Origin of the sequence: Actinomadura barringtoniae (assembly GCF_017573505.1) — a bacterium.
In the GTDB taxonomy this organism is placed as follows: Bacteria; Actinomycetota; Actinomycetes; order Streptosporangiales; family Streptosporangiaceae; genus Spirillospora; species Spirillospora barringtoniae.
Genome location: NZ_JAGEOJ010000018.1, coordinates 1 through 22,236, shown reverse-complemented (window position 1 = coordinate 22,236; position 22,236 = coordinate 1). Strand labels below are relative to the sequence as shown.

The 22,236-nt window shown below is 71.1% G+C and carries 19 protein-coding genes; 7 read left to right on the top strand and 12 right to left on the bottom strand.

Features of this window, described 5'->3' with window-relative positions:
- Positions 1-3 precede the first annotated feature (3 nt).
- From J4573_RS37700 to J4573_RS37690, 3 genes are read right to left on the bottom strand one after another with little or no spacing between them, the layout of a single operon-like run.
- Positions 4-1,317: an LCP family protein gene (locus J4573_RS37700; RefSeq protein ID WP_208260907.1), complete on the bottom strand. Its 1,314-nt coding sequence runs from the start codon at positions 1,315-1,317 to the stop codon at positions 4-6.
- On the bottom strand, positions 1,314-2,294 hold the full coding sequence (locus tag J4573_RS37695) for a GDP-mannose 4,6-dehydratase (RefSeq protein ID WP_243774228.1): 981 nt from the start codon (positions 2,292-2,294) through the stop codon (positions 1,314-1,316). The genes J4573_RS37700 and J4573_RS37695 overlap by 4 nt, the downstream gene beginning before the upstream one ends.
- A complete protein-coding gene (locus J4573_RS37690; protein ID WP_243774227.1) occupies positions 2,291-3,517 on the bottom strand; it encodes a UDP-N-acetylglucosamine--N-acetylmuramyl-(pentapeptide) pyrophosphoryl-undecaprenol N-acetylglucosamine transferase in 1,227 nt (408 codons plus the stop codon). The genes J4573_RS37695 and J4573_RS37690 overlap by 4 nt, the downstream gene beginning before the upstream one ends.
- Before the next feature lie 146 nt (positions 3,518-3,663).
- On the opposite strand from J4573_RS37690, the gene J4573_RS37685 reads away from it, so the two are divergent.
- Both J4573_RS37685 and J4573_RS37680 read left to right on the top strand, forming a co-directional pair.
- Positions 3,664-4,365, top strand: a complete 702-nt coding sequence (locus J4573_RS37685; protein WP_208261079.1) for a response regulator transcription factor — start codon at positions 3,664-3,666, stop codon at positions 4,363-4,365.
- Positions 4,362-5,753 (top strand): sensor histidine kinase, encoded by a 1,392-nt coding sequence (locus J4573_RS37680; RefSeq protein ID WP_208260905.1) that lies wholly within the window; start codon positions 4,362-4,364, stop codon positions 5,751-5,753. Before J4573_RS37685 ends, J4573_RS37680 begins: the two co-directional genes overlap by 4 nt.
- Here the strand turns inward: J4573_RS37680 and J4573_RS37675 are convergent.
- A complete protein-coding gene (locus tag J4573_RS37675) occupies positions 5,743-7,581 on the bottom strand; it encodes an SDR family oxidoreductase (protein WP_208260904.1) in 1,839 nt (612 codons plus the stop codon). The genes J4573_RS37680 and J4573_RS37675 overlap by 11 nt on opposite strands.
- Before the next feature lie 294 nt (positions 7,582-7,875).
- On the opposite strand from J4573_RS37675, the gene J4573_RS37670 reads away from it, so the two are divergent.
- Entirely contained in the window at positions 7,876-9,336 is a 1,461-nt protein-coding gene (locus J4573_RS37670) for a catalase (RefSeq protein WP_208260903.1), read from the top strand.
- A gap of 61 nt (positions 9,337-9,397) precedes the next feature.
- On the opposite strand, the gene J4573_RS37665 is transcribed toward J4573_RS37670, so the two are convergent.
- From J4573_RS37665 to J4573_RS37655, 3 genes are all read right to left on the bottom strand, one after another.
- Positions 9,398-10,435 carry an alpha/beta hydrolase gene (locus J4573_RS37665; protein WP_208260902.1) on the bottom strand — a complete coding sequence of 346 codons (1,038 nt, stop codon included), beginning with the start codon at positions 10,433-10,435 and terminating at the stop codon, positions 9,398-9,400.
- Positions 10,436-10,701: 266 nt separating this feature from the next.
- Positions 10,702-11,823 carry an SPFH domain-containing protein gene (locus tag J4573_RS37660; protein WP_208260901.1) on the bottom strand — a complete coding sequence of 374 codons (1,122 nt, stop codon included), beginning with the start codon at positions 11,821-11,823 and terminating at the stop codon, positions 10,702-10,704.
- Between the two features lie 34 nt (positions 11,824-11,857).
- Complete coding sequence (locus tag J4573_RS37655; RefSeq protein ID WP_208260900.1) at positions 11,858-12,337, bottom strand: NfeD family protein; 480 nt, start codon at positions 12,335-12,337, stop codon at positions 11,858-11,860.
- A gap of 146 nt (positions 12,338-12,483) precedes the next feature.
- On the opposite strand from J4573_RS37655, the gene J4573_RS37650 reads away from it, so the two are divergent.
- Entirely contained in the window at positions 12,484-14,931 is a 2,448-nt protein-coding gene (locus J4573_RS37650; protein WP_208260899.1) for a molybdopterin oxidoreductase family protein, read from the top strand.
- Positions 14,932-15,039: 108 nt separating this feature from the next.
- Here J4573_RS37650 and J4573_RS37645 read toward each other — a convergent pair whose 3' ends face one another.
- Positions 15,040-15,324 (bottom strand): hypothetical protein, encoded by a 285-nt coding sequence (locus J4573_RS37645; protein ID WP_208260898.1) that lies wholly within the window; start codon positions 15,322-15,324, stop codon positions 15,040-15,042.
- Positions 15,325-15,631: 307 nt separating this feature from the next.
- Here J4573_RS37645 and J4573_RS37640 point away from each other — a divergent pair, with 307 nt between their 5' ends.
- Positions 15,632-16,558, top strand: coding sequence for a Rieske (2Fe-2S) protein (locus J4573_RS37640; RefSeq protein ID WP_208260897.1), 927 nt, complete (start codon positions 15,632-15,634; stop codon positions 16,556-16,558).
- Between the two features lie 56 nt (positions 16,559-16,614).
- Here J4573_RS37640 and J4573_RS37635 read toward each other — a convergent pair whose 3' ends face one another.
- From J4573_RS37635 to J4573_RS37620, 4 genes are all read right to left on the bottom strand, one after another.
- The gene (locus tag J4573_RS37635; RefSeq protein WP_208260896.1) at positions 16,615-16,881 is read right to left on the bottom strand and encodes a DUF8836 family protein; all 267 of its coding nucleotides are present in this window, start codon (positions 16,879-16,881) and stop codon (positions 16,615-16,617) included.
- Between the two features lie 81 nt (positions 16,882-16,962).
- Positions 16,963-17,730 (bottom strand): sulfite exporter TauE/SafE family protein, encoded by a 768-nt coding sequence (locus J4573_RS37630; protein ID WP_208260895.1) that lies wholly within the window; start codon positions 17,728-17,730, stop codon positions 16,963-16,965.
- Between the two features lie 100 nt (positions 17,731-17,830).
- Complete coding sequence (locus J4573_RS56790) at positions 17,831-19,327, bottom strand: SPFH domain-containing protein (protein ID WP_372442974.1); 1,497 nt, start codon at positions 19,325-19,327, stop codon at positions 17,831-17,833.
- 928 nt (positions 19,328-20,255) lie between these two features.
- Positions 20,256-21,044 (bottom strand): ABC transporter ATP-binding protein, encoded by a 789-nt coding sequence (locus J4573_RS37620; RefSeq protein ID WP_208260894.1) that lies wholly within the window; start codon positions 21,042-21,044, stop codon positions 20,256-20,258.
- A gap of 89 nt (positions 21,045-21,133) precedes the next feature.
- Here J4573_RS37620 and J4573_RS37615 point away from each other — a divergent pair, with 89 nt between their 5' ends.
- The gene (locus J4573_RS37615) at positions 21,134-21,940 is read left to right on the top strand and encodes an Rv1486c family protein (protein WP_208260893.1); all 807 of its coding nucleotides are present in this window, start codon (positions 21,134-21,136) and stop codon (positions 21,938-21,940) included.
- A gap of 112 nt (positions 21,941-22,052) precedes the next feature.
- On the top strand, positions 22,053-22,236 hold a 184-nt coding region (locus J4573_RS37610; RefSeq protein WP_208260892.1), incomplete at its 3' end, for a hypothetical protein.

Genomic DNA, 22,236 nt, shown 5'->3' with positions numbered 1-22,236 from the left:
GGCTCACCTGAGGGTGGCGAAGAGGCGGTCGGCGGCGGGCTCGGTCCACTGGACGCGATTCTTGTCGGCCGGGTAGGCCTCTATCGGAACGGTCGCGAACTTGACGCTGCCGGTGTCACCGACGCTCATGCCCAGGTCGAACATCCCCTTGAGCCCGAGACCCTGGTCCGTCGTGACCGACTTGGTCGCCGCCCGCAGGAACGACCAGGCCTTCGTCGGGTCGCCGTACTTCTGCTTGGCGGTGTCGGCCATCGCCTTCATGAGCTGCTGCTGCCGCTTGATACGTCCGATATCGGAGCCATCGCCCACGGTGTACCGGGTCCGGGCGTAGCCGAGCGCCTGCTCGCCGTTCAGCTTCTGGCGTCCGGCCTTGAGGTTCAGGTGCGCCTTCGGGTCGTTGATCGCCTGCGGAACGGTCAGCTCCACGCCGCCGAGCGCGTCCACCATGCCCTTGAACCCGGTGAAGTCGATCTCCAGGACATGGTCCACGTGAACGCCGGTGACCGACTCGGTCGTCTTCCAGGCGCAGCCGAGCCCGCCCTCGTTGAACGCGGCGTTGATCTGGCCGGTGTGCGCGGGGATCGTCGAGCCGTTCGGCGCCTTGCAGGCCGGGATCGAGACCATCGAGTCGCGCGGCAGGCTCACGCCCTGCGCGTTCGCCCCGCCCGCCGGCACGTGGAACAGGACCATCGTGTCGGTGCGCGCGCCCTGCTCTCGGCCGTATGAGGAGTTGGCCCCGGCGCGGCTGTCGGACCCGATCACCAGGATGTTCTGTGACTTGGTCAGCTTGGCGGGACGCGGCCCGAGGTCGACCGCGCTGACGTGGGTGATGTTGCCGTTCAGCGAGGCGTACGCCGCGTACACCCCGACCGGGACCGCCGCCAGCAGCGCGACGACCGGGATCGCCCACTTCAGATGCCGCTTGCGCGACCTCGGCTCCGCGTCGAGATCGTCATCCCAGCCCGTACCGCCCGCGTCGGGGCGGGTCATCGGCTCAGGCTCGACCGCAGACGCATAGCCAGGCTGATGGCTGAACCCACGCTCGTAGCCGGAGCCGTGGTCGTAGCCGGAACCGCCGCCGTAACCGGGATCGGCGTCATAGCCTGAGTCATGGCCCGAGCGTGGGTCGTAGCCCGCCTCGTAGCCCGACCCGGCCTCGTAGCCGGGGCCGTAGGGGGAGGCGTCGCCGGGCCAGGAGGTGCCGGTCCAACCCTCGCCGTAGGCGGGGCCCGTCCAGCTCTCGCCGTTGGCGGGGGCCTCAGGCACGGGCTGCTGGGGGGTCTCGCCCCGGCCGGGCCGGCGGCGGTGCTTGCTCATCTCTCGTACCTCCGGGAGCCGATCCGGTCGAGGTTGTCCCGCACCCACTCGGATGTACGAGCCAGACCCTCCTCAAGGGTCACCTGTGGCTCATATCCGAGGAGTTCGCGGGCCTTGGCGGTGTCGGCCAGGAGGCGCTCGACCTCGCTGCCCGACGGGCGGAGCCGTTCGCGGTCGGTGACGACCTCGGCGTCGGCACCGGTGATCTTGATGAGGAGCTCGGCGAGGTCGCCGACCGAGATCTCGCGGCCGGACCCGATGTTGACGGCCTCGCCCAGCACCGCGTCGTTGTCGGCGGCGGCGATGAAGCCGTTCACCGTGTCGGTCACGTAGTTGAAGTCGCGGGTCGGCGTGGTGGCGCCGAGCGCGATCTGCCGCGCCCCGGCGTGCAGCTGGCCGAGGATCGTCGGGATCACCGCGCGCGCCGACTGGCGCGGCCCGTAGGTGTTGAACGGGCGGACGACCGCGACCGGCAGCTCGAACGCGTGCCAGTACGACAGCGCCATCATGTCCGCGCCGATCTTGGACGCGGAGTAGGGCGACTGCGGCTGGAGCGGGTGGGTCTCCGGGATCGGCACGATCCGCGCGGTGCCGTACACCTCGCTGGTGGAGGTGTGCACGAGCCGGGCGGCGTGCCGCAGGCTCGCGGCCGCCACGTGCTGCGTGCCGATCACGTTCGTCTGCACATAGGAGTTGGGCGCCTCGTAGCTGTAAGGGATCCCGATCAGGGCCGCGAGGTGGAACACCACCTCGCAGCCGTCGACCGCGTCGTACACGCGGCCGGGGTCGCGCAGGTCGCCCGTGACGATCTCCACGTCGTTCTCCCGGCCGGCCAGATGGCCACCGTCGCCGTACGGCTTGTAGTGCGTGAACGCGCGGACGTCGGCGCCCAGCTCGGTCAGCCGGTCGACGAGGGTGCTCCCGATGAAACCCTCGGCGCCGGTGACGAGCACCTTGCGTCGCTCCCAGCCGTTCAACGATCCCCCTTGTCGATCAGTTCCAGTACCCATCCGGCGAGCCTCGATGCCGCCTCGTCCCGCCCGGTCGACCGGGCCGCCGCGCCCATCCGGGCACGTCGCGCGGGATCGGCGATCAGCGGGCCGAGCACCTCCCCCAGCCGCTCGCCGCCCCGCACGGTGTCCGGCTGCGCGTCCGGCGCGGTGCCGGTGTCGCCGTCCAGGTGCGCGTCCGCCAGCAGTACGGCGGCACCACGGTCGGCCAGCACCCGCGCGTTGCGGGTCTGGTGATCGTGGGGCGCGTGGGGGTAGGGCACCAGGACCGCCGGGAGGCCGACCCTGCCGAGCTCGGCGACCGTCGCCGAACCCGCGCGGCAGACCATGAGGTCGGCCGCGGCATAGGCCAGATCCATGCGTTCGATGTAGTCGACCGCCGTGGCGATCCGCTGCGCCCCCGCCGCGGCGAGGCGCCTGTTCAGTTCGCCGGAACCTTCCTGACCTGCCTTCACAACGATCCGAAGGTCGTCGCGGTTCCGCCAGCGCGCGGCCAGCGCGACGGCGGCCTCGTTCAGCCGGGTCGCGCCCTGGCTGCCGCCGTTCACCATCACCAGGCAGGTGTCGCCGCTCACCCCGAGCCGCCGCCGGGCGCGGTCCCGCAGGGCCGCGCGGTCGAACGCGGCCAGCCCCGGCATCAGCGGCATGCCGACCACTCTGTAGTCGCGCACGCTGCCGAAATGCGGCACGGAAGCTTCGAAGGCTACCGCCACGTTCGGGGTGAGTCGTGCAGAGAAGCGGTTGGCCCGCCCCGGTACGGCGTTCGACTCGTGGATCAGCGACGGAACGCCCGCCAGCCGGGCCCCGGCGATCAGCGGCGCGCTGGAGTAGCCGCCCATCCCGATCGCCACGTCCGCGCCGACCCAGCGCAGCATCGACCGTGCCTGCAGGGACGCTCTGGCGAGCGCGGCGGGCATGAGAAAGCGGCTGCGGCCCGCGAACGGGATCATGTCGAACGTGCGCAGCTGGAATCCGGCCGCCGGGATCAGCCGCCGCTCCATCCCCCGTTCCGTACCGGTGAAGATGATCTGCGCGGCGGGCACGGCCTCGCGGAGCGCCTCGGCGAGCGCCAGCCCCGGGTAGATGTGCCCGCCGGTGCCTCCGGCCCCGATCACGATGGTCGGGGACGCCCCCGCGGCCCCCGCCATCGGCGTCTTCGTCGTCGCTGTCCTCGTTCTGGTTTCGAGCATGGAGCCGAGCATGCGAACCGGATCGAAGAGCTTCCTAAGAGAGCGCCTGGCGGAGAGCGCCTAGCGGCCGACCACGTAAGAGCTTTCTAAGAAGATCTGCCAGACGGACGGAGTCCGCCCAGGTCACCGGTAGCTTCGGGGACGTGATGGGGGCGGTGGACGTGGTGGACGACCTGCGGGTGCTCGTGGTGGACGACGAGCCCGCCGTACGCGAGACCGTGGGCGACACGCTCGGCCTCGACGGCTACGACATCCGTACGGCGGCGGACGGGGTGACCGCGCTCCAGGGGATGGCCGAGCTGCGGCCCGACGCGGTGGTCCTCGACATGCTGATGCCCGGCCTCGACGGCCTCAGCGTCTGCCGGACCGTGCGCGGGCGAGGCGATCGCACGCCGATCCTGATGCTGACCGCACGGGACGCGGTCGGCGACCGGGTCGACGGCCTGGACGCCGGGGCCGACGACTACCTGGTCAAGCCGTTCGCGCCCGACGAGCTGCGCGCCCGTGTCCGCGCGCTCCTGCGCCGCGCCGGGATGGAGGCCCCGGGCGACCCGCTCGTCTACGCCGACCTCCGGCTGGACGCCGAGGCGCGGCAGGGCCATCGCGGCGACCGGCTCATCCAGTTCAGCGAGACCGAGTTCGCCCTGCTGGAGCTGCTCGTGCGCAACGCCGGGCAGGTCCTCACCCGCGAGGTGATCATGGACCGGGTGTGGGGGTACGACTTCGGCCCCGGCTCCAACTCGCTCGGCGTCTACGTCGGCTACCTGCGCCGCAAGCTGGAGGCGGACGGCGAACCCCGGCTGCTGCACACCGTGCGCGGCGTCGGCTACATGCTGAGGAACGAGTGAGGCGCGGCGAACCGCTGCCGGTCTGGGGGCGGCTGCCGATCCGCGCGCGCCTCGCCGTGCTGGCGGCCGCCGCCGTGGCCGTCGCCGTCGCGGGCGCCGCACTCGTCGCGTACGCCGTGGTCGACAGGACCCTGCACAACGAGCTCGACCGTTCGCTGCAACGCCAGTCGGCGCAGCTCAAGCGGGAGATCCAGACGCGCGACTGGGCCCAGACCGGCACCTGCGAGTGGCGGCTGTCGCCGTGCGCGCAGATCGTTCAGCCGGACGGGACGGCCGACCAGAAGGCCGGGCTCCCGATCACCCCGCGCATGGTCGCGGTGGCGGGCGGGCGCGCCGAGGCCTTCTTCACCGAGTCCACCGCGCTGGGCCTGCCGATCCGGATCTACACCATGCCGATCAGGCTCCCCGACGGCTCGAACGCCGCGCTGGAGGTGGGCGTGCGGTCGGACGGCGTGGACCGCAGCCTGCGGCAGGCCGGGCTCGCGCTCCTGCTCACCGCGATCGTCGGCGTCGGTGTGGCGGCCCTGCTCGGCTACCTGGTCGCCCGGGGAGCGATGCGCCCGGTGGCCCGGCTGACCAGGGCGTCCGAACGCATCGCGGCCACCCGCGACCCCGGCGTGCGGATGAATGTGACCGGCCGGGACGAGCTGGCGCGCCTGGCGACCAGCTTCAACGCCATGCTCGGTGCCCTGGACGAGTCGATCACCGCGCAGCGCCGCCTGGTCGCGGACGCCTCGCACGAGCTGCGCACCCCGCTGACCGCGCTGCGTTCCGACATCGAGCTGCTCGACCGGCTCCCGCCCGAACGCCGCGAACGCGTGATGGCCCGCCTGCGCGGCCAGCTCGCCGGGCTGGGCGACCTGGTCGGCGACCTGATCGAGCTGGCGCGCGGCGACGAGCCCGCCGACCCGGTGGAGGACGTCCGGCTGGACCGCCTCGTCGAGCACTGCGTCGAGCAGGCCCGCACCCGCTGGCCCGCGGTCACGTTCACCATCGACGTCGCCGGCGGGCCCGCCGATCGCCACGAACCGGCCGTCGTGCCCGGCATGCCGCGCCGCCTCACCCGAGCCGTCGCCAACCTGCTGGACAACGCGGCCAAGTTCGGCGGCACGAGCGGTCCCGTCGAGGTCGGCCTGGCCCCGACGCCGCCGGACGGCTGGCGGTTGAGCGTGCGCGATCACGGGCCGGGGATCGATCCCGCCGACCTGCCGTACGTCTTCGACCGCTTCTACCGTTCGACCGGCGCTCGCGGGCTGCCCGGCTCCGGCCTGGGGCTCGCCATCGTCGCCCAGGTCGCCCGCGAGCACCATGCCGAGGTGCGTGCCGTACGCCCGGACGGCGGCGGCACGCTGATCAGCCTCGACCTCAGCCCCGGCCTCAGCTCGTAGGCGGCAAAGGTGTCGGCGGCGTGGGCGGGGCGGCGGCGGGCTGCGCATCGGGGTCGCCTCGCCCGTTCTGCTGCTGCATGCGTTCGCCCGCCATGCGGCCGAACCTCGCCAGGGCGCGGCCGGTGGCCGGGGAGATCCGCGCGATCGTCCGGCCGATGCGTGCCTCCGGGGAGACCACCACGACCGCGCGGTCGTTCCGTACGGCCCGCAGGATCGCGTCGGCGACGCGTTCGGGCGGGTAGCCGCGCCGCTCGAACAGCCGGATCGCCTGGCGCCGGACGAGGTCGGCGACGCCCGGCGGTACGCCGACGAACTGGGTGTTCCGCACGATCGGGGTGTTGATCACACCCGGGCAGATCGCCGTGACACCGACCCCGGCCGGCTCCAGCTCGACCCGCAGACACTCGCTGAGCTGCAGGACCGCGGCCTTGGTGGCCGAGTAGGCGGAGAGACCGGCGCTGGTGGTGAACGCGGCCATCGAGGCGATGTTGACCAGCTGGCCGCCCTCGCCGCGTTCGACCATCTGCCGCCCGAACAGCCTGCAGCCCCGGTAGACGCCGTCCAGGTTGGTCGAACGGATGCGGCCCCAGACCTCCTCGTCGGTGTCCAGCAGCGGTCCGCCCACGCCGATCCCGGCGTTGTTGACCACCACGTCCGGGACGCCGAACGTGTCGCGCACGTACTCGGCGAAGCGATCCATCCCGTCGGCGTCGGTCACGTCCACCCGGTAGACCTGCGCGTCGCCGCCCTGCGCCGCGATCTCGTCGGCGGTGTGCTTGGCCGCGCCCTCGTCGATGTCGGCCACGACGACCCGGGCCCCGGCCTTGGCGAAGGCCTGCGCGGTGGCGCTGCCGATCCCGCTGCCCGCGCCCGTCACCACGACCAGCTGCCCGCCGAAGTCCTTGCCCGCCTCGCCGGCGGCCCTGGCCCGCGTGAGCTCCTGGGTCTCCTCGCCGCTCTCGACGTAGTCGACGAACTCGCCGATCCACCGTGCGATCAGGTCGGGGTGGCTGCGCGCGATCCAGTGCCCGCCCGGCGCGCGCCGCACGTACAGGCGGCTCGCCCGGCCGCGCGCCGACAGCAGCATGCCCTCGGTCGCGTATCGGTCCCGGGTCGGCACGATCAGCTGGACCGGCACGTCCGTGCGGCCCTCGCCCTCCGGCCGCTTGCCCCGGCCCATGTTGGCCCGGTAGAGCCCGAGGCCGTTGATCGCGTCGCGGGACAGCGTCGGGGCGGGGTGGCCTGGCCGCGGCTCGGCGCCCTCCATCAGCCGCATGCCGCGTTCGAACGCCATCGGCATCGCGCGGGCGAGCATCTCACCGGCGCGCGGCGTCCTCAGGACAGGCATGTACGCGCTGCGCCGCGCCTGGCCCATGACCTCGGCGACGCCGCGCGGGCCGCTCCGTGCGGTCTCGCGGGTCCAGAGCCCGACGTGCTGCCTGGCCGGGCCGGAGATCGAGGTGAACGAGGCGATCCGGCCGGTCAGCCGGCTGCCCGTCACCGCCTCCCAGCCCTGGACCGAGCCCCAGTCGTGCCCGACCAGATGGACCGGCTCGGCGGCGCCGGCCGCGTCCAGCACGGCCTTGAGATCGCCCATCAGCGCGTCCAGCCCGTAGTCGAGCGGATCGTCGGGGGTCGTGGAGGCCCCGGCGCCGCGCACGTCGTAGGCGATCACCCGGAAGCGGCCGGCGAGCCGTTCGGCCACCTCGTCCCAGACCGCGCTGGTGTCGGGGTAGCCGTGCACCAGGACCACGGTCGGTCGATGCCCCTCTCCCCGCTCGCGTACGGCCAGTTCGACCTCGCCCGACCTCACCCGGTGATCCCGCATCGCGCTCACCTGCTCGCCGTTGGGGGTTCTCTTCCTCTGCGAACGTACGCCGCTGAGCCCCAGAGTCCAGACCACCCGGGACGGGCGATACCGGCCCGTAGAGGGACTCGGGGTGGGCGCTCACGTGAGCCGGGAGGGGTCTCCGGAAAGATCCACGTGAAACATCGGGGGGTGGGTTAACGGCGAAACGTCGCTGGTCAGCGGCCCACCTTGGGGGAAGCTTGCCCGCCGTTGACCAAAGTTGGGTAATTCATTGTCTTGAATGATTCATCTTTAGGTGCCTACGTTGGCGATATGAGTACTTCCGGGACACCGACGACGACCACCGACGCCGGCATCGCCGCACCGAGCGACGAGCACTCGCAGTCCATCGGCCCGAACGGGCCGCTGCTGCTGCAGGATCACTACCTGATCCAGAAGATGGCGCACTTCAACCGCGAGCGAGTACCCGAGCGTGTGGTGCACGCGAAGGGCGGCGGCGCGTACGGCACGCTGGAGATCACCGAGGACGTCGGCCAGTACACCAAGGCCAAGCTGTTCCAGAAGGGCGCCCAGACCAAGTCGCTGGTCCGCTTCAGCACGGTCGCGGGCGAGCTCGGCAGCCCCGACAGCAACCGCGACCCGCGCGGCTTCGCGATGAAGTTCTACACCGAGGACGGCAACTACGACCTGGTCGGCAACAACACGCCGATCTTCTTCATCCGCGACCCGCAGAAGTTCTCCGACTTCATCCACTCGCAGAAGCGCCGCGCCGACACCAACCTGCGCGACAACAACATGCAGTGGGACTTCTGGACCGGCTCGCCGGAGTCGGCGCACCAGGTCTCGCTCCTGATGACCGACCGCGGCACGCCCTCGTCGTGGCGGCACATGAACGGCTACGGCTCGCACACCTTCCTCTGGTACAACGCCGCAGGTGAGAAGTTCTGGGTGAAGTACCACTTCAAGACCGACCAGGGCATCAAGAACTTCACCGACGCCGAGGCCGACGAGTGGAAGGGCAAGGACTCCGACGTCCACATGCGCGACCTCCAGGACGCGATCCGGCGCGGGGACAACCCGTCGTGGACCGTCCAGGTGCAGGTCATGCCGTTCGAGGAGGCCGCGGACTACCGGTTCAACCCGTTCGACCTCACCAAGGTGTGGCCGCACGGCGACTACCCGCCGATCACCATCGGCAAGTGGACCCTGCACACCAACCCGGAGAACTACTTCGCCGAGATCGAGCAGGCCGCGTTCGAGCCCGCCAACCTCGTGCCCGGCATCGGCGCCTCGCCGGACAAGATGCTGCAGGGCAGGCTGTTCTCCTACCCCGACACCCACCGCTACCGGATCGGGCCCAACTACCTGCAACTGCCGGTCAACAGCCCGATCGCCGAGGTGCACTCCTACAACAAGGACGGCGCCATGGCCTACCGGAACTCACCGGACCCGGTGTACGCGCCCAACACGATGGGCGGGCCGGTCGCCGACCCCGAGCTGTGGAAGGGCGACAGCTACGAGGTCGCCGGTGAGATCGTCCGCAGCGCGTACATCCTGCACAAGGACGACGACGACTACGGCCAGCCCCGCGCCCTGTGGGAGAAGGTCCTGTCCGACACCGACCGCGAGCACATGGTGACCAACATCGTCGGCCACGCGAGCTCGCCGGAGGTCACCGCGGAGATGAAGCCGCGCGTCGTGGAGTACTGGCGGAACGTCCACAAGGACCTGGGCGACCGCGTCGCCAAGGGCCTGGGCATCAACGGCTCCTGACCTTGTAGATGAGTAGGGGCCCGGTCCTGGTGGACCGGGCCCCTGATACGTCTTTGGGGCGTCAGACGCGCTTGGCTCCGATGGACTTCATCATGAGCGGCCAGGCGCGCTGCATCTCGCGGATCCAGTAGCCCCACTGGTGCCAGCCATTCTTGTAGATGTGCGTGGTCACCGGGATCTTGAGCTGCTTGAGGCGCGCGATGAGGGAGACGTTCGTCGAACCGGCGACCGACTCGCTGATGCCGCCGACCAGGCGGGCCTTCACGAAGTCCCAGCCGACGAACGGCGGGTCCAGCGGGCCCGGGTTGCCCGTCGTTCCGGCCGACAGGTAGAGGCCGGTGCCGCGCAGGTTCTTCGCCAGGACGTACGGGTCGTGGGTCTCCCAGTTGCGCAGGTTGTCGTCGGGCTTGCCCCAGATGCGGAACGGGTCCTGCGTCGGGTTGAACGCCAGGCCCTCGGCCATGAGGATCGCGGGAATGCCCGGCTTGGTCAGGTGAACGATGCCGCTGAAGGACGCCGCGTACTTGAACAGGCCGCGGTGGCGTGCGGCATAGGTGATGGCCCCCTGAGCGCCCGAGGAGATGCCCATGGCCGCACGGTTGGTGCCCGCGCGGTAGTTGCGCTCCATGAGCTGGATGACCTCCTTGGTGTGGAAGGTCTCCCACCTGGGCGTCCCGCCCTTGCCGTAGTTGAACCAGTCCGTGTAGGACCCGTTCGTACCGCCCTCGGGCAGCACCACCATCGTCTTCCAGCGCGCCGCGAGACCCTCGATGTCGGTGCTGCGCGTCCAGGAGAGGTAGTTGTCGTTGCCGCCGTGGTAGGCGTACACCACCGGCCAGCGCCGCGCCGCCGTACGCGACCAGCCCGTGGGCGTGATGACGCGGACCTTCACGGTCTGGTGCAGCGACGGGGAGCGCACGGTGAGGTCGAACATGTGCGGGCCGATGCGCTTCTGGCCGGTGATGGCGGCGCCGGTGTCGGCCTTGCGCAGCGCGCTGGAACCGTACGCCGTGGAGGGCGCGAAGAGCGCCGTGCCCACGAGGACGGCTCCGGTCGCCGCGGCCACCGCCAGGCGTAGTCGGGACCGTTCACGTGTCATGGTCAGCTCCGCTGTCAGGCCCCGATTGGCACACCGATGAGTGTCCGAGACGCTAGCGGAGACGATCATCGGGACGACACTGCGAGACGCGACACAATTCGGCTGCGAAAATTGTGAAACCCGTTACAAAAGTAAGCGGGGCGGAACGATCCGTCACCGGGGGCGCATTCCCGCTACCACCTGGGTGTTCTCATGATCACTAAACGTGTGCGTCTGGCTGAGAACACGTTCTCTATTGGAGCGGATGACAATAGTGACGGGTTCGTTCAGCGGCCGACCGCCTCCTCGCGCTCCTCGCGCTCCTCGCGCTCCTCGCGCGGCGCGGGCAGGCCCGGCCGCGCGTCATCATCGCCGGGCGCCAACTCGTACGGCGGCGTCGCCTCATGCGACGACAGCGCCTCGTGCGGCGGCGGCACCGCGTCCTGAGCCGGCCTCGCCTCGGGAATTGACCTGGGCTCGCGGGGCAGTCCCGCCTGGGCGTTCCTCATCGGCGCGACGGCCTGGTCGATCGAACCGCCGAACGCCTGCGACACGGCCTGCAGCGCCGAGGTGACCTCGCTGGGGATCACCCAGAACGTGCTGCCCTTGCCCTCGGCGAGCTTCGGCAGCGTCTGGAGGTACTGGTAGGCGAGCAGCTTCGGGTCCGGGTCGTTGGCGTGAATGGTCGTGAAGACCCGTTCGATCGCGATCGACTGCCCCTCGGCCTCCAGGATCGCGGCCTGCTTGGCGCCCTCGGCCTGCAGGATCGCCGACTGCTTCTCGCCCTCGGCGGTGAGGATCTTCGACTGCCGCACGCCCTCCGCCGTCAGGATCGCCGCCCGCTTCTCCCGCTCGGCGCGCATCTGCTTCTCCATCGCGTCCTTGATGGACGCCGGCGGATCGATCGCCTTGATCTCGACCCGGGTGACGCGGATCCCCCACTTGCCCGACGCGTCGTCCAGGACTCCGCGGAGCGCGGTGTTGATGCGGTCCCGCGAGGTGAGCGTGGCCTCCAGGTCGAGCGTCCCGATCACGTTCCGCAGCTGCGTCGCGGTGAGCTGCTCGATCGCCTTGATGTAGTTGACGATCTCGTAGTCGGCGGCGCGCGGGTCGGTCACCTGGAAGAACAGCACGGTGTCGATGTGCACCACGACGTTGTCCTCGGTGATGACCGGGGACTTCTGGAACGAGACCACCTGCTCGCGCAGATCGATCAGCGGCTTGACCCGTTCCACGAACGGCACGATGAAGCTGATCCCCGGCTGGAGGGTACGGCTGTAGCGGCCGAACCGCTCGACGTTGCGCGCCTTGGCCTGCGGAACGATCCAGACCGACCGCACCACCGCGGTGGCCAGCACGATCACGCAGCCGATCAGCGCGACGAGAACGGCGATGGCGATGTCGGTCATGATCACTCCTCAGCCCGGTCGGTCCGCAGACCGGTCAGTCCGGTTCGGGTTCCCCGGCGGACTCATGGTCCCCGGCGGGGCCCGCCGCCAGCGGGTAGAGCAGGGCGGTGGCGCCCTCGATGGCGAGAACGTCGGCCATCGCGCCTGCAGGGATGACGACGTCCGGGTCGTACGGCCTGGCCGTCCACTCCTCGCCGCCGATCCGCGCGCGGCCGCCGATCCGGTTCACCTCGGTGAGCGTGAGCGCCTCGCGCCCGACCAGCGCGGCCGTGCCCGAACGGAGCGGCGGCGGCTGCTTGATGTGCCGGTGCGCGATCGGCCGTACGAACCCCAGGCCCGCGACCGAACTCGCCGCGAACACCCCGAGCTGGAGCCCCACCGGAAGCCCCGCGGCGCCCGTCAGCCCCGCGAGCAGCGCGGCGACGGCGAGCAGGCCGAGCGCCAGCGTCAGGGTGAGCAGCTCGGCGATCCCGAGCAGCGCGGCCACGATCAACCAGGCGACCCACGCCTCCATGACAACTCCTTAGAGGCGGCCGTAGTCCTTGAACTCAAGGTAACTCCGTGAAAGCGACCATGACCATGCCCTACTTAGGGGGTAATGGCGTGGGATCGGCGGTACACGTCATGATTGGTGGGTTTCCTGCCCTGAGGAGCGAGCAGATGACCAGCAGCCGCAGCAGCAGTAGCCGTAAGGCCCACCGCACCTGTCCGCTCTGCGAGGCTCTCTGTGGCCTGGAGCTGACCCTCGACGAGGCGGGCACGGTCACCGGCGTGCGCGGCGACAAGCAGGACCCGCTGAGCAAGGGCTTCATCTGCCCGAAGGGCGCGACCCTGGGACGCCTGGACGGCGACCCGGACCGCCTGACCACCCCCATGCTGCGCCGCGATGCCACCGACGCCCCTGCAGCCGACGGCCATGAGCCGGCTGGTCAAGTGCCCGATGACCATGCGCCCGGCGGTCATGTGCCCGGCGGTCATGTGCCCGGTGACCATGCGCCCGGCGGTCATGTGCCCGGTGACCATGCGCCCGGTGACCATGCGCCCGGTGACCATGCGCCCGGTGACCATGCGCCCGGTGGTCACGTCTCCGGCGACTGGGACGAGGCGTTCCAGACCGTTCACCGCGAGCTGGCCAAGGTCATCGAGCGGTACGGCAAGGACGCGGTCGCGGTCTACATCGGCAACCCGACCGCCCATTCGGTCGCGGGCCCGCTGTACGGCGCCGCGATCATCAAGGCGATCGGCACGCGCAACGTCTACACCGCGAGCACCGCCGACCAGATGCCCAAGCACGTCAGCAGCGGCCACCTGTTCGGCGACCCGCTGGCCATCCCGGTGCCCGATCTCGACCGCACCGACCATCTGCTCATGCTGGGCGCCAACCCGCTCGAGTCCAACGGCAGCCTCTGCTCGGCGCCCGACTTCCCCGGCCGGCTCAAGGCGATCGGCGCGCGCGGCGGCAAGGTCACCGTCGTCGATCCGCGCCGTACGCGCACCGCCGACCTCGCCGACGAGCACGTCTTCATCCGCCCCGGCACCGACGCGTACCTCCTCATGGCGCTCGTCCACACCCTGTTCGCCGAAGACCTGGTAGCGGACTTGAGCGGGTTCGCTGGGCTCGTTCGGAGCCTCGATGACCTGCGCACCCTCACCGCCGACTTCGCCCCGGAACGGGTCGCGCCCGTCACCGGCGTTCCGGCGGCGACCACCCGGCGGATGGCGCGCGAGCTGGCCGCCGCCGAACGCGCCGCCGTCTACGGCCGGATCGGCACCTGCACGCAGGCGTACGGCACGCTCAACAGCTGGCTCGTCGACGTCCTGAACGTGCTGACCGGCAACCTCGACCGGCCCGGCGGCGCGATGTTCCCGCGTCCCGCGCACGCGCCCGTCTACCGGAAGAAGCGTCCGTTCACCACTGGCCGCTGGACCAGCCGCGTGCGCGGCCTCCCCGAGGTGAACGGCGAGCTGCCCGTCGCCACGCTCGCCGACGAGATCGAGGCACCCGGCGAGGGGCAGATCCGCGCGCTCATCACGATCGGCGGCAACCCCGCCCTCTCGGCGCCGAACGCCACTCGCCTCGACAAGGCGTTCGCCGGGCTCGAGTTCATGGTGAGCGTCGATCCGTACCTCAACGAGACCACCCGGCACGCGCACGTCATCCTGCCGCCGCCGCGCCCGGCCCAGACGCCGCACTACGACCTCGCCCTGCTGGGCCTCGCCGTGCGCGACTACGCCCGCTACTCGCCGCCGATCGTGCCGCGCCCCGAGGGCCGTCCGAGCGAGGCCGAGATCCTCGCCGCCCTCGCCGTCATCGCGTCCGGCATGGCGCCGCCGTCCGCCCGCGAGGCCGCCCTCGGACTCGACGAGATGATCATCACGAGCACCCTGAAGAAGGCGACCACCGTCGAGGGCTCCCCGGTCTTCGGCCGCGAGCCCGACGAGCTCCGCAAGACGCTGGACGCCACCATGACCTCGACCGAGCAGCGCCTGGACATGATGCTGCGGCTCGGCCCGTACGGCGACGGCTTCGGCGCGGACCCCGAGGGCCTCACCCTCACCCGCCTGCGTGACGAGCACCCGCACGGCCTCGACCTCGGCGCCCTCAAGCCGCGCCTGGACGAGGTCCTCTGCACGGCGTCCGGCCAGATCGAACTGTGCCCGCCTTCCTTCGCCGCCGACGTGACCCGGCTCCGCGCCTCACTCGACGCCGCACCCGAAGGCCTGGTCCTGATCGGCCGGCGTCACCTGCGTTCCAACAACAGCTGGCTGCACAACCTCCCTGAGCTGGTGCGCGGCTCCAACACCTGCACCCTCCAGCTCAACCCGTCCGACGCCGACCGCCTGGGCATCGCCGCCGGAGCCACCGTCCGGGTGACCTCGCGTACCGGCACGATCGAGGCCGTCGCCGAGCCCACCGACACCGTGATGGCGGGCGTCGTCAGCCTCCCGCACGGCTGGGGCCACGACCGCCCCGGCACCCGCACCCGAGTCGCCCAGGGCAACCCCGGCGTCAACGTCAACGCCGTCACCGACGAACGCGAGATCGACCCCCTCTCCGGCAACGCCGTCTTCAACGGCGTCCCCGTAACCCTCGAACCCACCCCCTAACCCGCCCCCGGCCGCCCTGGGGGGCGACCCCACTTCGATTGTCGAACGCCTAGGTCAGGCCCCGGAAGGCGAATTGGATTCTGTGGAAAACTCGGCCACGACCGACGGTCAGTGGTCTGAGGGCTCGTCGACGGGGGGTTCGGACTCGATCTCGGCGCGGATCTCGGCGCGCAACGCGGCGACGGTGTCGGCCTGGACGATCAGCCGGTGCCCGGCGCGCAACTGCTCGATGGTGAGCGGGTTGGCGGCGGTACGGAACGCCCACCAGCGGTCTGTGTCGCTGCGCCAGGCGCTCCAGCCTGGAAATTCCGCCTCGATCTGGCCGATCACGGGCCGGTCGTCGGGGCGGGTGGAGGGTGCCGGGACCGTTTCGGGGTGCGGTGGAACGTCCATGGAAGTCGTCCCGTCCGATTCACGGGCAATCGTCCCAACTTTAGGCGATTGACCGGTTTCCAGGAAGGTGCGCCCGGCGGCCATCCGGAACCCCGGGTTTAGGCCTCCCTACCTGCTGGTAGGTAACCATCACCGCGGGTGCGCGCTGCGGTCTCGCGGGACGTCGCGGGCCTTCACGGGCCGCCGACGGACGGCCGGTAACCATTCCCCCCGGGTGGCCCGAGATGAAGGCGGATACTAATCTCGCACTGAGCGTCCCCATTACGGCCGTCTTTTTCGACACCGGAATGCGCACCCGAGGAGGGGCATGAACCGACGGGCGAGCAGGATCTTCCGGCGCGGCCCCCGGCCGCTGCTGACCCGGCCGCGCCCCGTGGACCTGGCCGAGGACCTCGAACAGGCCCGCGGGCTGGACCGCGCGATCCGTACGATCTCGGTGACCGTGCAGCGCGTGCTGCGCCCCGGACCGGTCAAGGACGTGCTGCACGGCGTTCCGGGCGGCCATCCCGCCCATCCGCCGCTGACCGACCTGCCCATGGGCTGCTGGATCTCGGCCGCGGTCCTGGACCTCCTGCCCGGCACCCAGAAGGCCTCGCGAACGCTGGTCGCCGCCGGCCTGGCGGGCGCCGTCCCGACCGCGCTGACGGGCATCGCCGACTGGTCGGCCCTGCACCGCGAGCAGCAGCGCGTCGGCCTCGTTCACGCGATGGGAACGGCGAGCGCCAGCCTCCTCTACACCGCCTCCCTCGTCGCCCGCACCCAGGGCCGCGACGGCACGGGCCGCGCGCTCGGCTACGCGGGCCTGACGGCGCTGCTGGCGGGCGGCTACCTGGGCGGGCACCTGGCGTTCCGGCAGGCCGCCGGGGCCAGCCACGCCGACCAGGTCGCGCACCTGGTCCCGCTGGGGTGGCACGACCTGTGCCAGGCGTCCGAACTCCCCGACGGCTGGCCGGTCCACCGCCGCCTCGGCTACATCAGCCTCTTCGTCCTGCGCAGCGGCGACGAGATCCACGTTCTCGCCGACCGCTGCAGCCACCTCGCCGGACCGCTCCACCAGGGCCGCATGGTCACCGTCGACGACGAAGACGACCCCTGCGTGGTCTGCCCCTGGCACGGCAGCACGTTCCGCGTCCGCGACGGCTCCGTCGTGCACGGCCCGGCCACCGGCCGCCAGCCCGCCTTCGAGTCCCGCGTCCAGGAAGACGGCATGGTCCAGGTCCGCCCCATGGGCTAGACCCGGCCGTTCAGCCCGCGTCGGGGATTCCGTTCAGACCATGTAGGGGAATCCGCTCAGGCCGTATCCGGGAGCCCCCTGGGCTGCTCACCGGGGTCGGCCTGACCATCGGCCATCGGATACTCGACCAGGGCCAGCACCCTGCTGGCCATGAACCTTGCCGTCCGTACGGGGCTGCCCGTGCGCGTGACCTCGCTGACCTCGACGACGCCGCGCCGGTTGGTGATCTCGACCCGGCGTCCGGCCCGGGTGGCGGTGACCTCGTAGGTACGGGTGCCCTCGCCACCCGCGTCGATCATGATCTCGACCCTGTCGCCCTTCATCGAACGCGACCCCTCACCTTGTCGAACATATATTCGACTTGTACCCAGACATAAGGGGCGCCAACCCCGGGTATCCGCTGGTCAGCGAAGCAAATTGACGATCGCGACGAGGCCGACGACCACGATGACGGCGCGCAACGCCAGCGGCGGGATCCTCCGGCCGACCTTGGCCCCGAGCTGCCCGCCGGCCGCCGACCCGACCGCGATCAGCAGCACCACCGGCCACTCGATCTTGGTGTCGGAGAAGATCGACATCCCGATGAACAGCACCGCCGCCGAGCCGTTCACGACGCCCGACAGCACGTTCTTGGCCGCGTTGATGCGCTGCAGGTCATCGTCCAGCGCGATGCCCAGCATGGCGATCAGCACGATGCCCTGCGCGGCCCCGAAGTACCCGCCGTACACCCCGGCGGCCAGCACCCCCGCCCACAGCCACGGACCGCCGTGCGGCGAATGGTGCTCGCGCCGCGCCAGCAGCCACTTCTGCAGCCGCGGCTGAACGACCACCAGCACCAGCGCGATGATGATCAGTCCCGGGACGATGACCTTGAACGCGGATTCCGGCAGCCCGAGCAACAGGGCGCCCCCGAGCAACGCCCCGATCAGCGAAGCGCTCCCGAGCCGCATCAGCCGTTCGCGCTGGCCCTTGAGCTCCACCCGGTAGCCGTACGCGCCGCTCACCGACCCGGGCACCAGCCCGATGTTGTTGGACACGTTCGCCACGACCGGCGGATAGCCCAGAGCGACCAGCGTCGGGAACGTGATCAGCGAGCCGGAGCCCACGATCGTGTTGATGCCTCCCGCGGCGACCCCCGCCCCGAAGACGGCAGCCGCGTCGAGCAAATTCAAAATCCGACCCATCCCGGTTAGCGCGCTCTTTACGCCCCACGATCGTAGAGAACGCCCAGCTCACCACCGGGCGTCGGGGTGGGTGATGATACCGCGTGGATCAGGGCGCGTACGGACGGTAGTCGTCATCGTCCCGAGGACGAGAAGGCCCGTCCAGCTCACCCTCGCCCTCCCCCCGCTGCGGCGGAACAGCCGGGCTTCCCGAGCCCCCATCCGCCGAACCCGCCGCCAACCCAGGCCCCACACCAGCCGCCCCACCCGGAACGCCCCCATGCACCCCACCCGGCACTGCGCCATGCGCCCCACCTGGACCCGCGCCATGCGCCCCGCCCGGAGCCGCACCATGCGCCTCACCTGGACCCGCACCCGAGGCCACCCCGGGAACCACGTTCGGCCCCCCACCCGGCACCGCGCCCACCACACCAGGCCCCACGTTCGACGCCCCACCGGGTACCGCGCCAGACGCCACACCAGGAGCAACGTTCGGCGCCACACCAGCCACCGGACCAGGCACCACGCTCGGCGCGACGTTCGGGCCCATGCCGGGCGCAAGGTTCGGGCCCACGCCGGGCGCCACGTTCGACACCGCTCCCGGTGCGACACCCGACGGCGCGCCTGGCGCTACGTTCGGAACGCCCTCTCCTGACATCACACTCTCGGCGGCCGCACGACCTCCGACCGCGCGGTCGTTGCCCTGCATAGCGCCGAAGAAGCCACCCAATCCCTCAAGTGCCTTGCCCATCTCGCTGGGCACAATCCACACCTTGTTGGCGTCGCCCTGCGCGATCCGCGGCAAGGTCTGCAGGTACTGGTACGCGAGCAGCCGCTGATCGGGATTGCCCTCGTGGATCGCCTTGAACACGGTCGCGATGGCCTGCGCCTGCCCACGTGCCCGCGCGGCCTGCGCCTTGGCATCGGCCTCAGCCGACAGCACGGCCGCCTCGGCCTCGCCGCGAGCGCGCAGTACGGCGGACGTACGCTCGCCCTCGGCCGTCAGGATCGCCGACTGCTTCTGGCCCTCGGCCGTGAGGATCGAGGCGCGCTTGTCCCGGTCCGCCCGCGTCTGCTTCTCCATCGCGTCCTTGATGGAGTCGGGCGGGTCGACAGCCTTCAACTCGACCCGGTTCACGCGGATGCCCCACTTGCCCGTCGCCTCGTCCAGTACGCCGCGCAGCTCGGTGTTGATCTCCTCGCGCGAGGTGAGGGTCCGTTCCAGATCCATCCCGCCGATGATGTTGCGCAGCGTCGTCACGGTCAGCTGCTCGATCGCGGTCAGGAAGTTGGCCACCTCGTACGTCGCGGCCTTGGTGTCGGTGACCTGGTAGTAGATCACCGTGTCGATGCTGACCACCAGGTTCTCCGAGGTGATCACCGGCTGCGGCGCGAACGGCACCACCTGTTCGCGCAGGTCGATCCGGCTGCGGACCTGGTCGACGAACGGGACCACGAGGCTGAGTCCCGCGTTCAGCGTCCGGTGGTACCGGCCGAACCGCTCGATGATGTCGGCGGTGGCCTGCGGCACGATCCGTACGGCGCGATAGAGCACCAGTGCGCCGACCGCGATGACGATGATGACCAGGATCAGCGTGGGGGTCACTCCTGGATCGTAAATCGACCTGCCTTTTTGGGACAGACTCCATTTCTCACCCGCAGCAGGTGAGGTGAACAGAGGCCCGGTCAGAGGCCAGCTGAGACCAACCAGCCCCAGCCCCGCCACCGCCCGCCCGCAGGCCGGCCTAACTCAGGCCGTCCGTGACTCAAGCCGGTCGCCGTTCATCTCGCCTGCAACGCAGGCGATCATGGCGCGAGCCGGTCGCCGCGCTGGCCGGTCCCGGCACAGGGCTGGTCATGGCCCAGGCCCGAACGCCCCGCACGCCGAACGCAGCGCAAGGCAGTCGCAGCGCAGGGCGGCCATAGCTCAAGCCAGTCGTCGCTCAGCTCGCCCGCGGCCCAGGCAGGCCGTGGCCCAGGCACGAACACGGCGCAGAACTGTCACGGCGCAGGCTGAATGTAGCTCCGGGCAGTCGTGGCGCAGGGGCCGGTCGCGGCGCAGGGCCGGTCGCGGCGCAGGGCCGATCGTGGCGCAGGGCCGATCGTGGCGCAGGGCCGATCGTGGCGCAGGGCCGATCGTGGCGCAGGGCCGATCGTGGCGCAGGCCGATCGCGGCGCGGCCCGGTCGCGGCGCGGCCCGGTCGCGGCGCAGGCCGATCATGACGCAGGCCCGATCGCGGCGCGGGCCGATCATGACGCAGGCCCGGTCGTGGCGCGGGCCGATCGTGGCGCGGCCCGGTCGCGGCGCAGGCCGATCATGACGCAGGCCCGGTCGTGGCGCGGGCCGATCGTGGCGCGGGCCGATCGTGGCGCGGGCCGATCGTGGCGCGGGCCGATCGTGGCGCGGGCCGATCGTGGTTTGGCCAGCCGTGACGCAGGCTCCGGTCGCGGCCGCAGGAGTGTCGCGGCACAGGCTAGCCGCGGCTCAGGCCGGTCACCGCTCTGGCCGGTCGCGGCTCAATCCGGGCGGTTGGTCAGCCGTGGGAGCGGGCGTACCAGCGGCCGTTCTGGCGTTCTACGCCGAGCGGGACGCCGAAGCAGCGGGTGAGGTGCTCCTGGGTGAAGACCTCGTCGACCTTGCCCTGCGCGACGACGCCGCCGCGGCGGAGCAGGAGGGCGTGGGTGAAGCCCTCGGGGACCTCCTCCACGTGGTGGGTGACCATCACGGTGGTGGGGGCGGCCGGGTCGTCGGCCAGGCGGGCGATGCGGCGGACGAGGTCCTCGCGTCCACCCAGGTCCAGGCCGGCCGCGGGCTCGTCCAGGAGGAGCAGTTCGGGGTCGGGCATGAGAGCCCGCGCGATCTGTACGCGCTTGCGTTCGCCCTCGGACAGCGTGGAGAACTTGCGGCGGATGAGGTCGGCGCAGCCCAGCGCGTCCAGCAGCTCGACGGCGCGCGTCACGTCGGTCGAGTCGTACTCCTCCTGCCAGCGGCCGAGGATCGCGTACGACGCGGTCAGCACGAGGTCGATGACCTTCTCGTTCGTCGGCACCTTCTCGGCCACCGCCGCGCTGGCGATGCCGATGCGCGGCCGGAGCTCGAAGACGTCGGTACGGCCGAGTTCCTCCTCCAGGATCTCCACCGTTCCCTCGGTGGGGTGCAGGAGTGCCGCGGCGACCTGAAGCAGGGTGGTCTTGCCCGCCCCGTTCGGCCCGACGATCACCCAGCGCTCGTTCTCGTTCACCGTCCACGTGACGTCGCGCAGCAGGGTGGCACCCTCGCGTTTGATCCCGACCCCACGCAGTTGCAGTACCTCGCCGGCCATCGCGCGCCCAAGTCCCCTATCTAGCCCTGCCCGAGTGATCCATCCTCAGGAAAGAACCTATGCGATTCCGAGCACTTATGGTGGTCTGCATGCACGTTGGCGCAGAAGCGGCGACCGCGCTGGTCGCATGGGGCAACGCCTGGCTGACCGGACACGTCGGTCTGGACGAGGCCGTCGACGCCGTCGAGAAGGTCGCGGGACCGCAGATCCTCGGCGCCGTACCGGCCGACCGCCTGGTCACAGGCGACTCCACGGGCACCGTCCTCTCGGCCGAGACGACGCTCCGGCGCGGCCTAGGCGACCTTCGCGTGGCCGGGATGACCGCCCTCCGGCTTGCGCTGCCCGCGCCCGGCGATCCGCTCGGGCTGACCGGTCCGCCACTGTTCAATCGCGCGGCAGTGGAGGCCGAGTCCGCCGTTATCGCCACACTTTCGGACCGTGCCATCGGGCTGGTGCCCGTCGAGGACCGGCGCGGCTCGTCGTACGTCGGCATCCGCTGGGACGCCCACGACGCCACTCCCGGTGAGCCCGACGTTCCGTCGCTGGCCGACGCCGACCACCAGCTGACCCTCGCCATGCGCGACGCCACCGAGGCCCTGCTGACCGTCGACGACGTCGCCGGCATCCCACCCGAGATCGCCGACGCGCTCGCCGACCTCCGCGAGTCCGGGCGCGGCGACCACCCGCTCGCCCCCGGATACCCGGCGCGCGCCCACCGCGTCGCCGCCCTCGCAGGCCGCCTCGCCGTGGTCGTCGACCTGGCGAGGCAACTGGACGCCCGCGGGCTCACCGCCGACCAGATCCGCCGTCGCACCGAGGCGCTCCGCCTCCTCGACGGCGCCGTACGCCGCGCCCTGGTAGCCGCCTGCAACAGCGCCTTCGACCCCGTCCGCTAAAGCCAGGCCGGGTCCTGAAGTCGACTCGCGCGCCGGAGCCGAGCCGCTTGCTGATGCAGAGCCGTTCGCTGAGGCAGAGCCGTTCGCTGAGGCCGCGCCGTGCGTTCAAACAGTGCCGACCGCTCAGGCCGTCCCGCCTACTCAGGCCACCTCGCCCGCTGAAGGCGACCGGACACTGAAGCCGTGCCGTCCGCTGAAGCCGACCCTGCCCTCTTATGCCGACCCGCCCGCCGAGGCCGTTCCGCAGGCTGAGGCCGTTCCGCAGGCTGAGGCCGTTCCGCAGGCTGAGGCCGTTC